10 protein-coding genes are annotated in these 15630 nt (G+C 70.3%); 8 read left to right on the top strand and 2 right to left on the bottom strand.

All coding sequences use genetic code 11. The features are described 5' to 3' along the window. Positions 1–2 precede the first annotated feature (2 nt). From A9310_RS06320 to A9310_RS06335, 4 genes are all read left to right on the top strand, one after another. Positions 3–1721: an urease subunit alpha gene (locus A9310_RS06320; protein WP_065629850.1), complete on the top strand. Its 1719-nt coding sequence runs from the start codon at positions 3–5 to the stop codon at positions 1719–1721. Continuing rightward, positions 1721–2386: an urease accessory protein UreF gene (locus tag A9310_RS06325; protein WP_065629851.1), complete on the top strand. Its 666-nt coding sequence runs from the start codon at positions 1721–1723 to the stop codon at positions 2384–2386. Before A9310_RS06320 ends, A9310_RS06325 begins: the two co-directional genes overlap by 1 nt. Before the next feature lie 61 nt (positions 2387–2447). Further along, entirely contained in the window at positions 2448–3134 is a 687-nt protein-coding gene (gene ureG / locus A9310_RS06330) for an urease accessory protein UreG (protein WP_065629852.1), read from the top strand. Positions 3135–3136: 2 nt separating this feature from the next. Beyond that, complete coding sequence (locus A9310_RS06335; RefSeq protein ID WP_065629853.1) at positions 3137–3865, top strand: urease accessory protein UreD; 729 nt, start codon at positions 3137–3139, stop codon at positions 3863–3865. 33 nt (positions 3866–3898) lie between these two features. Here the strand turns inward: A9310_RS06335 and A9310_RS06340 are convergent, their stop codons facing one another. Together A9310_RS06340 and A9310_RS06345 are read right to left on the bottom strand one after the other, a co-directional pair. After that, on the bottom strand, positions 3899–5416 hold the full coding sequence (locus A9310_RS06340) for an NAD(P)/FAD-dependent oxidoreductase (protein ID WP_058253203.1): 1518 nt from the start codon (positions 5414–5416) through the stop codon (positions 3899–3901). A gap of 169 nt (positions 5417–5585) precedes the next feature. After that, entirely contained in the window at positions 5586–6191 is a 606-nt protein-coding gene (locus A9310_RS06345; RefSeq protein ID WP_065629854.1) for a GNAT family N-acetyltransferase, read from the bottom strand. A 133-nt stretch (positions 6192–6324) separates the two neighbouring features. Here A9310_RS06345 and A9310_RS06350 point away from each other — a divergent pair, with 133 nt between their 5' ends. From A9310_RS06350 to recD, 4 genes are read left to right on the top strand one after another with little or no spacing between them, the layout of a single operon-like run. Beyond that, positions 6325–6840, top strand: coding sequence for a thioesterase family protein (locus A9310_RS06350; protein WP_065629855.1), 516 nt, complete (start codon positions 6325–6327; stop codon positions 6838–6840). Between the two features lie 31 nt (positions 6841–6871). Beyond that, positions 6872–10312 carry an exodeoxyribonuclease V subunit gamma gene (gene recC / locus A9310_RS06355; protein WP_065629856.1) on the top strand — a complete coding sequence of 1147 codons (3441 nt, stop codon included), beginning with the start codon at positions 6872–6874 and terminating at the stop codon, positions 10310–10312. Next, positions 10309–13689 (top strand): UvrD-helicase domain-containing protein, encoded by a 3381-nt coding sequence (locus A9310_RS06360; RefSeq protein ID WP_065629857.1) that lies wholly within the window; start codon positions 10309–10311, stop codon positions 13687–13689. Before recC ends, A9310_RS06360 begins: the two co-directional genes overlap by 4 nt. Then, a complete protein-coding gene (recD, locus tag A9310_RS06365; protein ID WP_065629858.1) occupies positions 13686–15593 on the top strand; it encodes an exodeoxyribonuclease V subunit alpha in 1908 nt (635 codons plus the stop codon). The genes A9310_RS06360 and recD overlap by 4 nt, the downstream gene beginning before the upstream one ends. The last annotated feature ends 37 nt before the right edge of the window (positions 15594–15630 follow it).

Consider the following 15630-nt stretch of genomic DNA (forward strand, 5'->3'; position numbering starts at 1 on the left):
GCATGGCCATCCTGGGACGTGACCGGTACGCACAGCTGTTCGGCCCGACCACGGGCGATCTGATCCGCCTCGCCGACACCGATCTGCTCATCGAGGTCACCGAGGACCTGTCGGGCGGACCGGGTCGCGCCGGAGACGAGGCCGTCTTCGGCGGTGGCAAGGTAATCCGCGAGTCGATGGGACAGAGTCGGGCGACCCGCGCCGACGGCGCCCCCGACACCGTCATCACCGGTGTCGTGGTCCTCGATCACTGGGGAATCATCAAGGCCGACCTGGGAATTCGGGACGGTCGCATCGTCGCGATGGGCAAGGCGGGTAATCCCGACACCATGGACGGGGTGCATCCGGACCTGGTCATCGGGCCGTCGACCGAGATCATCGCCGGCAACGGCAAGATCGTCACCGCCGGCGCGATCGACTGCCATGTGCACTTCATCTGTCCGCAGATCATGGACGAGGCGTTGGGCAACGGGATCACCACCGTGATCGGCGGCGGTACGGGTCCGGCCGAGGGCAGCAAGGCCACCACCGTGACACCCGGCGCGTGGCATCTGGCCTCGATCCTCGCCGCAACCGATCACTGGCCGATGAACATCGCGCTCCTCGGCAAGGGCAACACCGTCAGCGCCGAGTCGATGCACGAGCAGATCCGCGCGGGCGCTTCGGGTTTCAAGCTGCACGAGGACTGGGGCAGTACGCCCGCGGCCATCGACGCCTGCCTGCGGGTGGCCGATGAGACCGGCGTGCAGGTCGCCCTGCACTCCGACACCCTGAACGAGGCCGGGTTCGTGGAGACGACCCTCGGCGCGATCGCCGGCCGCGGCATCCACGCCTACCACACCGAGGGCGCGGGCGGTGGTCACGCGCCGGACATCATCACGGTCGCGGCCTACCCGAATGTGCTTCCGTCGTCGACGAATCCGACGCGCCCGCACACGGTCAACACACTCGACGAGCATCTCGACATGTTGATGGTCTGCCACCATCTCAACCCCACCGTGCCGGAGGACCTCGCCTTCGCCGAGAGCCGGATCCGGCCGTCCACGATCGCGGCCGAAGACCTCCTGCACGACCTGGGCGCCATCTCGATGATCGGCTCGGACTCGCAGGCGATGGGCCGGATCGGCGAAGTCGTGCTCCGGACGTGGCAGACGGCGCACGTGATGAAGCGCAAACGCGGTTCGCTCCCCGGCGACGGTCGGGCGGACAACAATCGCGCACGTCGCTACATCGCGAAGTACACGATCTGTCCGGCGCGTGCGCATGGCTTCGACGACGAGATCGGATCCGTCGAGGTCGGTAAGCTCGCCGACCTCGTGCTGTGGGACCCGGCGTTCTTCGGGATCCGCCCCGATCTGGTCATCAAGGGCGGCGCCATCGCGTGGGCGGCGATGGGCGACGCCAACGCCTCGATCCCCACGCCGCAACCGGTCTTCCCGCGCCCGATGTTCGGTGCCGCACCGAAACTCGCGGCCGCGACGTCGGTCAGCTTCGTCGCCCCGGGTGCCGACGCCGATCTCGCCGGGCGCATCGGGGTCGACCGCAGGTTCGTCCCGGTCAAGAACACCCGCGGCGTCGGGAAGGCCGACATGGTCAACAACGACGCCTGCCCGACGATCGAGGTCGACCCCGACACGTTCACGGTGCGGGTCGACGGTGAGGTGTGGGAGTCCGAGCCCGTCGCCGAACTCCCGATGGCGCAACGGTATTTCCTGTTCTGATGCGACCCGACGACACGAACCCGGGCGCCTCCGCGCCGCTGGCGATGACGCTGGCCCTGGCGGATTCGCGTCTACCGGTGGGCGGGCACGTCCACTCCGGTGGCGTCGAGCAGGCGATCACCGACGGATTCATTCGCACCGCAGGCGATCTCGCTTCCTTCCTGTACCGCCGGGTGACCACGAGCGGTCTCGTCGCGGCATCGGTGGCGGCGGCCGTGGCCGACGGCGCACTCGACGTGCCCCGCGCGCAACGCGAAACGGATGCGCGCACGCCGTCGGCGGCCGCACGGAAGGCATCGCTGGCGCAGGGCCGCGGGATGGTGCGGCTGGCGCGGCGGATGTGGCCGGACGTCGATTGGTCGGCCCACCGGCCGTCGACTCACCTCCCGGTCATCAGCGGGTCGATCGGCGCGGTGTCCTCGCTGTCGGGTTTTCACACGGCCCTGATCCTCGTGTACACCACGATGAGCGGGTCGGCGACCGCCGGCCAGCGCCTGCTCGCACTCGACCCGGCCGACGTGTCGATCATGATCGCCGAACTCGGTCCCGAGTGCGAACGCGTCGCCGCCGAGGCCGCGGTCGGCCTGGCGGACCTGTCCGATCCGGTGCTCGACATCTTCGCCGAACGCCACGAGCGGCAACCGATGCCGCTGTTCATGTCCTGACCACCGCCCCACCCATCCCGTGACCCGGCGAAGTCGCCGTCGCGAACCGAGAGGAGTTCCCATGCCCCCGCATCTCATCGACGGGCAGCCGCACACCCACGACCACAACCGGCCGCGCCGCAAGCGCGAGCCCGGCGAGGCGCTGCGCATCGGTGTCGGTGGCCCGGTCGGATCGGGCAAGACCGCGCTGGTGGCCGCACTGTGCCGACAGCTCCGGGACGAGTTGTCGGTCGCCGTGTTGACCAACGACATCTACACGACCGAGGACGCCGACTTCCTGCGCCGCAACGCTGTTCTGCCCGACGAACGGATCACCGCCGTCCAGACCGGCGGATGTCCGCACACCGCCATCCGGGACGACATCACCGCCAATCTCGACGCCATCGATGATCTCGTCGAGGCGAACCCGCCGCTGGATCTGATCCTCGTGGAATCGGGCGGCGACAATCTCACCGCGACGTTCTCGACAGGTCTGATCGACGTGCAGATCTTCGTCATCGACGTCGCGGGCGGGGACAAGGTGCCCCGCAAGGGCGGACCCGGCGTCACGTTCTCGGACCTGTTGGTGATCAACAAGATCGATCTGGCCGAACGCGTCAACGCCGACCTCGACGTCATGCGGCGCGACGCGGCGAAGGTCCGCGAGGGCCGGCAGACCGCCATGATCTCGCTGACTCAGGACCCGGCCGCGACGGATGTGCTGGCCTGGGTCCGGGCCCAACTGGCGGCCCCGGTCGCCGCCGGGTGACGATGCGCACCGAGGTCGACATCGTCGCCACCGTCGAGCGTGGCGTGCGTCATCGGGCGGTCGGGGGACTGGGCGTGCGGGTGACCGCGCCGGGCCACGTTCAGCTGATCGGCACCGCCGCCACGCCGCTCGGTGGTGACGAGATCGTGGTGCGCATCGAGGTCGAACCGGGTGCGCAGTTGCGAGTCGGCAGCGTCGCGGCGACGATCGCGCTGCCGGCCCGCGACCGTCCGGACTCGTCGGCTCGGTGGGAGATCGCCGTCGGCGACGGTGGTCGCCTGCGCATCGACCCGCAACCGACGGTCGTCGCCGGTGGCGCGGTCCACCGCTCGGACATCACGGCACGACTCGCCGCCGGCGCCACCCTCGATCTACACGAGCACGTCCAGATCGGCCGGGCGGCGAGCATGACGGACGCCACCCTGGTCGACCGCGACCGGATGGGTGCCTGGACCGGGGGTCTGCGCGTCGAGGTCGACGATCAAGTGGTGCTGGTCCATCGGCTCTCGCTCGGTCAGGGCACACCCGCGGGGGCCGCGGGCCACCGGGCGGCGAGCAGCGTATTCCGGTACCCCGACAACCGGCCCGGCGACGTGCACGGGACCGAGTTCGCCGCGCGTCTCCAGTTGGCCGGCGGCGCCAGTCTGACCACCGCGCTCGGGACCTCGGTCAGCACCGCGCGGCGGCTGGCCGACGGCCTGGAGATCGACTCACTGGCCGTCGTGCCGTAGACGACCGCCGGCGGGCCGGCCGCCGTCCGCGGATCAGCTGGCCTCGGCCTCGGATTCCTTGCCGTCCGCGTCCTTGCCCTCGGTGGGGACCGAGCCCGTCGCCCCGGGAGCGGTCGACGCGGTGTCCACCGTCCCGGCATCGGTCTTCGCCGGTTCCGCATCGGAGGTCTCGCCGGCCTTCTCGAGCGCCGACAACTGGCCGATCGCGGTGCGCGCGTAGACCTGCTGCTCGGTCACCGCGAGCTGCGAACGGCCGCGCGTGGTGAACGCGAAGAACCAGTTGATCAGGGTGTTCAGGCGGTTGCGGAACCCGACCAGATACACGAGGTGCAGCGCCAGCCAGCCGAGCCAGGCGAAGTAGCCCTCGGTCTCGAAGGTCTTCTTGATGCCGGGGATCGGGACCTGCATCACCGCGGAGTACCGCGAGATGGTCGCCATCGAGCCCTTGTCGTAGTAGCTGAACGGCTTGCGCTGGTCGGGGGTCTGCCCCTTCAGCTCGGCCTTGATGGCGTCCGCGGCATAGCGGCCGCCCTGGATCGCGCCCTGCGCGACGCCCGGCACCCCGTCGACGGCCATCATGTCGCCGACGACGAACACCTCGGGATGGCCGGGGATGGTCAGATCGGGAAGCACCTTCACCCGGCCGGCGCGGTCGAGTTCGACGCCCGACTGCTCGGCGAGCTGCTGGCCGAGCGGACTGGCCTGCACACCGGCCGACCACACCTTGCACTGCGACTCGATGCGGCGGGTGGTCCCGTCCTTCTCTTTGACGACCAGGCCGTCGTAGTCGACGTCGACGACCATCGCGTTCAGCTGGATCTCGACGCCCATGCGCTCGAGGCGGGCCGCGGCCTTGCCACCGAGCTTCGGGCCGAACGGTGGCAGGACAGCCGGCGCGGCATCGAGCAGGATCACCCGGGCCTCGGTCGGGTCGATGTTGCGGAACGCGCCCTTGAGGGTCTTGTCGCTCATCTCGGCGATCTGGCCGGCCAACTCGACACCGGTGGGGCCCGCGCCGACGACCACGAAGGTCAGCAGCTTGGCGCGCTCGGCGGGGTCGTGGGACAGCTCGGCCTGCTCGAAGGCTCCCAGGATCCGACCGCGCAGTTCGAGTGCGTGGTCGATGGTCTTCATGCCGGGCGCGTACTCGGCGAAGTGATCGTTGCCGAAGTACGACTGATCGGCGCCGGCGGCGACGATGAGGTCGTCGTACGGGGTGACCGTGATGCGCTCGAGCAGGCGGGAGGTGACGGTCTTGGCCTCGAGGTCGATGTCGTACACGTCACCCATGAGGACGGCGGTGTTCTTCTGCTTGCGCAGGACCACGCGGGTCGCCGGTGCGATCTCGCCCTCGGCGACGATGCCGGTCGCCACCTGGTAGAGCATCGGCTGGAACAAGTGGTGAGTGGTCTTGGCGATCAGCGTGACATCGACATCGGCCTTGGCCAGTCGCTGGGCGGCGAACAATCCGCCGAAGCCCGAACCGATGATGACCACTTTCCGACGGGTCGTGGCTGCTCCAGCGGGGGCCTGGACGGCGGGGCTGCTCATCTCCAGACATCTCCTTCCAGGTCGTTGGGCGACGGTCGTGCGGACTTCGGCGGACCGAATGGGGTGCTACCCGAGGGGGCCGTGTAGCGCCGGGGCCGGAGTACGACCGTGCATGTTCTCAACGGTAGTCAATGATGATCCGATGGGCGCGGCCAGAGGGGTGTTGCGCTCACGCGGTGAGACCCCCGGCCGACGACCATCGTTGCGATCGCTGCTGCCAGTCGGCCCGTAGGAGCTCGTATTCGACCTCGGACCGGTCGCGGTCCGGGTGGATGGTCAGCAGCTCGGCCGAGTCCGCGGCGTCGTCGCAGAGGTGGATGGCGCAGAGCGTCATCCCGAGCTTCTCCATCACGCGGCGCGACGACGCGTTGCGGGCGACCGTGCTCGCGAACACCCGCTCGGTGCCGAGGTGGTCGAACGCGAACGCGACGAGGGCGAACGCCGCCTCGGTCGCGAGGCCGCGGCCCCACACCGTGCGCCGGAGGCGATAGCTCAGTTCGAGCTCGGCTCGGTTGCTGTGCCGTGGTGTGCGCAGCGAGATCCAGCCGAGGAAGGCGGCGGTGGCGGGGTCGCACAGGATCCAGGTGCCGGTGCCGTGTCTGCGGTGTTCGGTCTCGGCGCGGGGGACCACCCAGTCCTCGATCACGGCGCGCGGTGTCGCGGCACCGCCGCTCACGTACCGCATGACCTCGGGATCGCTGTCGAGGTGGACGAGCTCGTCGACATCGACGGCGGACACCGGGCGCAGCCGAGCCCGTGCCGTGTCGATGTTCACCCGAGCCCCTCACCGCGCGCGGGGGTGCGCGCACCGCTTCGCCTGACGTCCTGCCCCGGCGAGTGAGTCTACGGTCTGGTCGGCTGTGACTCCTGCAGTTCGTCCTACGCGTGTCCCGCACTAAGATCGCGCCGTGGCCCCCCACCGAGATGCCCCCGACCCAGATGCCCTCGATCCCGAGGCAACCGCAGCCGGTTCCGCCGGACCGGACTACGTCCTCGACATCCCGGTCGCGCTGCGCTGGGGCGACATGGACATCAACAACCACATCAACAACGTGCAGATCTCCCGGATCTTCGAGGAGAGCCGGGTGCGTTCGTTCTATGAATGGATGCCCGACCGGCCGCGGAAGTTCTCGTTCCTCGTCGCGCGTCAGGACATCGAGTTCTCCGCTCCCGTGCACTACTCGCTCGACCCGGTGCACGTGCGCACCTGCATCGGACGCGTGGGCCGGTCGTCGTTCGTCATGGCGCTGCGCCTGTTCGACCAGTCCGGGACGCTGTGCGCCACGGCCGAGACCACGATGGTCGTCGTCGACCCGGACACCGGCCGGCCCACCCCGATCCCCGACGACGCCCGGCCGCTGCTGACCGCGCGCCTCGGCGAGCCGGTGCGTTTCCACACGCCCCGGTCGAACGCCGCGGGCTGACCGGGCCGGGCCCCGGAGTCACAGTCGTCCGATGCTCATCCTGCACCGCGCCGAACGCACCGACACGCTGGCCGATGCGCTGGCCGAGGTCCTCGCGCACCCGCTGGGCGACCCGATGCGCCCGGAGATCGTGTCGGTTCCCGCCGCGGGAGTCGAGCGGTGGCTCGCCCAGCATCTGGCCCGACGCCTGGGGGCAGGGGCCGGCGACGACGGGATCGCGGCCAACATCGATTTCACCGGACCGCCCCGCCTGGCTGACGCCATCGTCGCGGCGGTGCTCGGTGATACGCGTCTGAACACCTCGGGCTCGCTGACGGCGCCGGACGATCCGTGGCGCGCGTCCGAACTGACGTGGCCGGTGCTGCGTGTCCTGGACGACCGCGTCGACGACCCCGCGCTCGACGTGATCGCGCGGCACATCGGCGCGGGCGACACCTCCTCGCCCCGGATCGGGCGCCGCTACGCCACCGCACGCCATCTGGCCGAGTTGTTCGACCGGTACGGGCGGTCGCGCCCGTCGCTGATCGCCGACTGGGCCGCCGGCCACGATCTCGACGGTGCCGGCCGCCTCCTGCGGGACGACCTGGCGTGGCAGCCCGGGTTCTGGCGCGCGGTCCGCGCCGAGATCGGCCGGCCACATCCCGCGGAGGATCTCGCCGCGGTCTGCGATCGGCTGCGCACCGACCCCGCGGCGGGGGGATTGCCGGAACGACTGTCGGTCTTCGGGCCGACGCGGATCACCGAGTCGTTCCGTCAGATCGCCGCGGCCGCGGCCGTCCACCACGATGTCCACCTGTTCGTGCCCCACCCGAGTCCGCGGCTGTGGGCGGAACTCGGTGCCCTGGTCAACCTCGACTCCGGCAACGGGGTCCCACCGCGACGCGGGGAGTGCGAGCTCCCCGAACTGCGAAACCCCCTGCTCGCCGGTCTCTCCCGTGATCTGCAGGAGCTCCAGTCGCGGCTCGCTCCGATCGTCGATCGGGACCTCCACCATGTGCCGCGAGAGTCGGTGCTCGGCGATACCGCGCTGCACGTCGTCCAGTCGGGGATCCGCGACGACCTCGCGCCCGCGCCCGGCCTCGCCGACACGTCGGACCCGACCGTCTCCGCGGACCCGTCCGTCGAGGTTCACGCGTGTCACGGGCCCGAGCGGCAGATCGAGGTCCTGCGGGATCGGTTGCTGCATCTGTTCGCCGCCGATCCCGAGCTGCAGCCGCGCGATGTCCTCATCATGTGCCCGGACGTCGAGACCTTCGCACCCCTGATCCGTGGCGCATTCGGACAAGCGGGGCTGCCGCATCCGGCGTTCGACCTCCGAGTGCGGCTCGCCGACCGTGGCATCCGCCACGTGAACCCGATCCTCGACGTGATCGTCGGAGTCGTGGAGCTGGCCGCGGGCCGGGTGACCGCAGGCGACGTCGTCGACCTCCTCGGCGCCCCGCCGGTAAGAACCCGGTTCGCGATGACCGACGACGACCTGGATCTGATCCGGGAATGGCTGGCGCACAGCAACGTCCGGTGGGGGATAGGCGTCGCCGAACGCGCCCGCTACGGTCTCGAACGGTTCCGCCAGGGCACCTTCGACGCCGGCCTGGACCGCATCGCCCTCGGCGTCGTCGCCGAGGAGGCCGACGACGAATGGCTCGGTACCGCACTGCCGCTCGCCGGAGTGGAGAGTACCGGCATCGATCTCGTCGGCAGGTTCGACGAGTTCCTCGACCGACTCGGTCGGGTGCTGGCCGAACTGCGGGAAGCCGCTCCCGCGCACCGATGGGCGGAGACGCTCATCGACGCCGTCTCGTCGCTGACGGCGACCGAGCCCGCCGAGGATTGGCAACGGGCACAGGCCATCCGAATGCTCAGCGAGGCCTTCGGGGACACCCGACCGGTCGAGCCGGAGGAGGTGCTGCGTCTGGCGGACGTGCGGGACCTCCTGTCGGCGCTGGTCGCCGGCCGGCCGACGCGCTCGAACTTCCGCACCGGAGAGCTGACGGTGTGCACGATGGTGCCGATGCGCTCGGTGCCGCACCGGGTGATCGTGCTGCTCGGGATCGACGCCGAGGTGTTCCCGCGTGTCCAGCGTATCGACGGGGATGACGTACTCGGCGTCGATCCGCTGGTGGGCGAACGCAATCCGCGGGACGAGGACCGGCAGTGTTTCCTCGACGCGATCTGCGCCGCGCAAGATGCCCTCCTCGTCTTCTACAGTGGCGCCGACCCCGTCTCCGGCCGGCGGATCCCGCCCGCTGTGGTCGTGAGCGAACTGGTCGACACGCTCACCGGTCTGACCGGCGTGAGTCCCGTTCGCCGGCATTCGCTGCACGGGTTCGACGCGCGGAACTTCACCCCCGGTGGCGTGCCGGGAATCGCGGGGCCGTTCAGCCACGACGCGTCGATACTTCGCGGAGCCGAGGCCTTACGCGAGCCGACGCGGCGCGTGGTGGTCGCCGCTGCCGAGGTGCTGCCCGCGCCGGAACGGACCCCCGACACCGAAGACATCGACCTCGCGACCCTCATCGACTTCCACGTGGACCCGATCGTGGCGTTCGTCCGCCAGCGCCTCGGTGCCCGCATCCCCGACGACGACCGGCCACACGACGACCAGCTCGACGTCGAACTGGAACCACTGGACAAGTGGGGGATCGGCGACCGATTCCTCTCCCGGATGCTGACCGGGGTGTCCATCGGGGAGTGCGAGGCGGCCGAGCTCCGGCGCGGCACGCTGCCGCCATTCGCCTTCGGCACCCGTGAGCTCCGCGCGATCTCGCGGACGGTCACGCGGCTGTACGGCGTCGTCGAGCCGTTGCGCACAGGGACTCCCACGACCCTCGACGTCCTGGTCCGACTACCCGACGGCCGCCGGGTGCACGGAACGGTCGGTGACGCGTTCGGCGACACCGGGCCGGCCGCGTTGGTGCGGCCGACGTACTCCAAGCTCAAGGCCAAACAGCAACTCAGCGGCTGGATCACGCTTCTCGCGGTGGCCGCCGCCGCGACCCAGGGCAATGCCGCGGCGCGGTCGGTGGACTCGGCGGTCCTGATCGGGCGGGCCCCGCGAGGCGGCGGGACCAGCACCATCAGACTCCGGCGCCCCGAGGACCCGGTGCCGTTGCTCCACGACCTCGTCCGGCTTCGCGACGAGGGTCTGCGTCGTCCGCTGCCGCTGCCGCTGGAACCCGCGTACACGTTCGTCGAGAACGACGGGCCCGGCCGGCGCAGCACGTTCTCGCTCGCCAACGCCCGCCGGAACTTCGACGACAGATTCGGTGCCGCGCACGACCCGCATGTGAAGCTCGCATTCGGCGGGGACGTGCTGGCCGAGGTCGATTTCGACGACCTCCTCGACAGCGCGACGCCCGACCATCGCACCGTCGGCGGTGTCGAACTGCCCATGGCCGACGACGAACCGTTGTTCGCCGGGCTGGCGCGAACCGTGTGGGTGCCACTCGATGAGCACCGGGAGGGCACGTGAGACGGCCGGCCACCTTCGACGTCACCGCCGACCTGCCGGATCACACCACGGTCCTGGAGGCGAGCGCCGGAACCGGGAAGACCTACGCCATCGTCGGACTTGCCGCCCGGCACATCGCCGAGGGAGTCCCGATCTCGGAGATGCTGCTGGTGACCTTCAGCCGGGCCGCGACCGCCGAGCTGCGTGAACGCATGCGAGACCGCGTGCGCGAGTTGCTGGACGGACTCGACCGTCCCGGTGCCGCCCCCGGCCACGACGCGCTGCTGCAGATGCTGGCGCAGGGATCACCGGACGAGGTCGCCACCCGTCGTCGCAATCTCGCCCGCGCTCTGAGCGACTTCGACGCGTCGACGATCGCGACCACCCACACGTTCTGCAACCGCATGCTGGAGGCGCTGGGCTTCCTGGGTGAGCGTGAACTGGTCTACTCGATCGTCGAAGAGGTCGACGAACTCACCGAAGAGGTGGCGCTGGACCTCTACCTGCGCGGTTTCTGGGCAAGCGACACACCGGAATTCGACTTCACCGAGGCGCAGTCGATCGCCCGCGACGCGGTACGCCAGGCGTCGGTCGCACTGGCGCCGGACACCTCCGAGTCGATCGACGGGCCGGGTGCCGATGCGGTGGCCGCCCGCCGGGTGAGTTTCGCGTCCGCGGTCCGCCGCATCGTCGAGGCGCGCAAACGTGATGCGCGCGTACGGACCTACGACGACCTGCAGGCCATCCTGCAACGCATCGTGACCGACCCGGTGGTCGGCGAACGCGCGTGCGAACGTATCCGCAACACCTTCACCGTGGTCCTGGTCGACGAGTTTCAGGACACCGACCCGTTGCAGTGGGACATTTTGCGCCGGTGCTTCCACGGCCATCGCCGACTCATCCTCGTCGGCGACCCCAAGCAGTCGATCTACGGATTCCGCGGTGCCGAGGTCCTGAGCTACCTCGCCGCGGTGTCCTCGGCCGACACCTTGCAGGCGCTCGACGTGAACCGGCGATCCGACGGCGCGCTCGTCGACGCCCTCGGACATCTGTACGGCGAAGCGGCGCTGGGACATCCGGGCATCGTGGTGCATCCGGTCTCGGCGGCACACCCGGGCAGCCGGCTCGACGGTCGTCCGCCGCTACGCATCCGCGCGTTCCTGCGCACCGACTTCACGTCCCGTAACGCCTACAACCTGCCCGCGGTGAAGGACGTCCGCGACCGGATCGCGGTCGATGTCGCCGACGACATCGCGCAGACCCTCGCCCAGGGCGCTCGGCTCGAGGTCGACGGAGCCTCCCGCCCGGTGGATCCCGGCGACATCGCGATCCTGGTGCGGCTCAACAGCACCATCGAACCGCTCCAGCGGGAGCTCGCCGAGCGCGGCATCAACTCGGTGATCGGGTCGGGGGTCAACGTGTTCTCCACGACCGCGGCCCAGCACTGGCTGTGGGTGATGCGTGCCGTCGAACAACCCTCCCGCGCGGACCGCGTGCGGTTGGCGGCGCTCACGACCCTGCTCGGCTGGTCGATCGAGAAGGTGGCCACCGCAGGCGAACCCGAGGTCGCCGAGCTCGGGGCCGAATTGGCATCGCTGGGACGGGTGTTCGTGCAGGGCGGGTTCGCCGCGATGGCGCAGCGCCTGCTCGACTCGCACGGTGTCGCCGCGCGCGTCCTGGCCACCGAGAACGGTGAACGCATCCTCACCGATCTTCTGCAGGTGTCCGCGCTCTGCAACAAGCACGTGGTCGAGACCTCGGCGGGAGTCAGTGGCCTCGTCGAGTGGCTGGCCGAGCGGATCGCCGACACGTCCGCGCGCCAGCGATACGAGGACCAGAGTCGGCGCCTCGACCGCGACACGCAGGCCGTCCAGATCATGACCGTGCATGCCAGCAAGGGCCTGCAGTTCCCGATCGTCTACGTGCCCTACGGCTGGGACGGGACGTGGATCGGCGACCGCGGCAACATCACCTACCACGACGAGTCGGGTACCCGGCGTCTCGATGTCGGTGGCGCGCAGGCGCCCGGCCGCGCGGCGCGGCGCAGGCGGTACGCCGAGGAGACGGCCGGCGAAGACCTCCGGCTGCTCTACGTCGCGCTGACGCGGGCGCAATCGCAGGTCGTGGCGTGGTGGGCGCCGTCGATGAACACAACGAGCGGGCCGCTGCACCGGCTGATCTTCGGGCGCGATACCGCAACCCGAATCCCTTCCGAGACCGGCGAATCGGTGTGGTCGGTCGCCTCCGACGTCCCCATCCCCGACGACGACGCCACGTGTGTCGGCGTCCTACGTACCCTGACCGGGCGCGATGCCGCGATCTCGGTCGAGCCCGCCGGCCGGATCGAGGCCGGTGCGGTGGCGGCCCCGCCGCACGCCGATGTCGAGCCGGCGACCCTCGGGGTCGCGCGGTTCCGGCGCGCCATCGATCAGGAATGGCGTCGCACGTCGTACTCGGCCATCGTCGCCGATGTCGCGCACGGCGCACCCGGGGCACCCGCCGGTTCCGTCGTCACCACCGGTAGCGAACCGGCCGACGACATCCTCGGTGACGAGCCGGCCGGCCCGGTCGAGCTCGACGAGCCGCCCGCCGAGGGTCACCGAGCGGGAACGCCGTCGCTGATGAACGGCCTGCCCTACGGGGCGACGTTCGGCACCCTGGTGCACGAGGTCCTCGAATACGTCGACACCTCGGCGCCCGACATCGAGACCCATGTGCGCGAATTGTGTTCGCGCGCACTCGGGGTCCTGCCGGCCGACATCGACGCCGACGTACTGGTCGCCGCGCTCGTCGGCGTCCTCACCACGCCACTCGGTTTCGGCGATCTCTGGGGCGTCGAGCCGGGAGATCGCCTCGCCGAGCTCGACTTCGAGCTCCCGCTGGGGCCGCCGGATCGCGCCCCCGGCGCCCGTGGGGCGACGCCGGGGGTGTTCGCCGAACTGCTGGACCGGTATCTGCCCGACGACGATCCGTTGCGTGACTACGTCGATCACCTCCGCGAGCTCCCCGATCGTGAACTGCGCGGCTTCCTGACGGGCAGCATCGACTCGGTGCTGCGCACCCCGGACGACCGCTACGTGGTCGTCGACTACAAGACCAACCGCATCCGGGCGGGGGACCTGGTCGTCGAGGACTTCGACACCGCGGCCATGGCAGGCGAGATGATCGCCGCCCACTATCCGCTGCAGGCGATGCTGTATTCGGTTGCGCTGCACAGGTATCTGCGCTGGCGCGTCGTCGGCTACGATCCGGTCCGGCATCTCGGCCCGGTGCAGTACCACTTCGTGCGCGGCATGGCCGGGCCGGGCACGCCGCCCGGTTGCGGCGTGTTCGAGTGGGATCTGCCCGCAGACCTGATCCTCGCATTGTCCGATGCACTGGCGGGAGCGTCCCGATGACCGTGTCCGACGTCCAGGTGGTGGAGTGGGCCACCGGTGTGCTCGCCGAGTGGAACGAGGCCGGAGTCCTAGCCGCCGCGGACGTGCACATCACCGACCGTCTCGTGACGATGTGCGCCGAGCCGGTGTCCGAGACCGCGCGTCTCGGCGCCGCGCTGGCGGTCCGTGCGGTGCGGCTCGGTTCGACGTGCCTCGCGCTGGACCGTTTGGGCGAGCTGGCCGGCGACGACACCGCCGACCTCACCATCCCGTCGTCCGATGCGGTGCTCGACGCACTGCTCGAGAGCCCGCTCGTCGCGGGCAGCGAGGCGGGTCCGTTGCGTCCGTTGGTGGTGCGACGGTCCATCGATGGGCCGCTGGTGTACCTCCAGAAGTACTTTCGGCAGGAACAGACGATCCGCGAGACGCTGGCCCGCCGCGCACAGACGACACCCGTGGTCGAAGCCGATGCGCTGCGCGCTGCGATAGCCGCCGTCTACACCTCGCCCGAGGACGGGCACCTGCAGAAGCTGGCGGCAGCGGTCGCCGCGACCCGCTGGACCACCGTCCTGGCGGGCGGTCCCGGCACCGGCAAGACCTACACGGTCGCACGCATTCTCGCGGTACTGGACGCCCTGCAGGGACCCGGCCTCCGTATCGGACTGTGCGCGCCGACGGGCCGGGCGGCGGCTCAGCTGCAGGCCTCGGTGGAAGCGGAGTCGACGGTTCCCGTCACGGCGCACGCGGTCACGCTCCACTCGTTGCTCGGCTGGCGCCCGGGTGCCAACCCGAGGTACGGCCGCGGGCGGACACTGCCGCACGACGTCATCGTCGTCGACGAGACCTCGATGCTGTCGATGACCGCGATGAGCCGTCTGCTCGACGCAGTCCGTCCGGATGCACGGGTGATCTTCGTCGGTGACCCGCATCAGCTCGCGTCGGTCGAGGCCGGAGCGGTGCTCGCGGATCTCGTCGAACGGGCGGATGTCGCTGGAGTGCAAGGAGATTCGGGAACCGTGACGGCGGTATCACAGGCCGCGCTCGAGGCGGTGGGCCTGGATGCTGATCATGAACTGGAACCCGAGGACACCGATCATCTCGCCGGTGGCGTGATCACCCTGCGGCGCCAATTCCGTTTCGGCGGCGGCATCTCGCGGGTCGCGGCGGCCGTGAACGCCGGTGACGCAGACGAAGTCCTGAGACTGGTCGCCGCGGACGACGTCCCGAACGTCGAACTCGTGGCGCCCGACGACCTCGATGCCGTCCGTGCCGATCTCGTCGAATGGGGCCGGGCGCTGCGGGCAGCGGCCCGTCGTGCCGATGCCGACGGGGCGCTCGACGCGCTCGACGCCCACCGGGTGCTGTGCGCGCACCGGGAGGGGTCATGGGGTGTCCGTGGCTGGTCGGCCAGGATCACCGAGTGGCTGGGCACCGCCGGCGCCGAGCTGGCCGGATGGTATGCTGGACAGCCCATCCTGGTCACCGCCAACGACCGCCAGACGGCGACGTTCAACGGCGACACGGGCGTGGTGATCGCCGATCCCGAGGGCCGGACGCAGGGGGCCGACGGCGTCCGGGTCGCCTTCCGTCGCGGCGGATCGGTGCGACTCCTGCACCCGACGCAGCTCGCCGACGTCGTGTCGGTTCACGCGATGACCATCCACCGCAGCCAGGGCAGCCAGTTCCGACAGGTCACGGTGATCCTCCCGCCCACGGGCTCAGAACTGCTCACCCGGGAGTTGCTGTACACCGCCATCACCCGCGCCCGCGACCACGTGCGGATCGTCGGGACACCCGAGGTGCTGGCCGCGGCGGTCGACCGCCGCGTGCAGCGGGCCAGCGGTCTGCGATCGGCGGTGACGCCGTTCGACGACCGGGATGATCGAGCGACGCCGCCTCCCGGCACACCCACCCCGTTTCCGTGAACCCACCCGGTCCGAGCGCGGTGGGAATCCGGAAAAG

This window comes from Gordonia sp. UCD-TK1 (genome assembly GCF_001691435.1).
Taxonomy (GTDB): Bacteria; Actinomycetota; Actinomycetes; order Mycobacteriales; family Mycobacteriaceae; genus Gordonia; species Gordonia hongkongensis.

Coding starts and splice junctions, on each gene's coding strand:
- recC (WP_065629856.1), top strand. CDS start 6,872: ATGCTCATCCTGCACCGCGCCGAACGCACCGACACGCTGGCCGATGCG.
- recD (WP_065629858.1), top strand. CDS start 13,686: ATGACCGTGTCCGACGTCCAGGTGGTGGAGTGGGCCACCGGTGTGCTC.
- A9310_RS06325 (WP_065629851.1), top strand. CDS start 1,721: ATGCGACCCGACGACACGAACCCGGGCGCCTCCGCGCCGCTGGCGATG.
- A9310_RS06320 (WP_065629850.1), top strand. CDS start 3: ATGGCCATCCTGGGACGTGACCGGTACGCACAGCTGTTCGGCCCGACC.
- A9310_RS06335 (WP_065629853.1), top strand. CDS start 3,137: ATGCGCACCGAGGTCGACATCGTCGCCACCGTCGAGCGTGGCGTGCGT.
- ureG (WP_065629852.1), top strand. CDS start 2,448: ATGCCCCCGCATCTCATCGACGGGCAGCCGCACACCCACGACCACAAC.
- A9310_RS06340 (WP_058253203.1), bottom strand. CDS start 5,416: ATGAGCAGCCCCGCCGTCCAGGCCCCCGCTGGAGCAGCCACGACCCGT.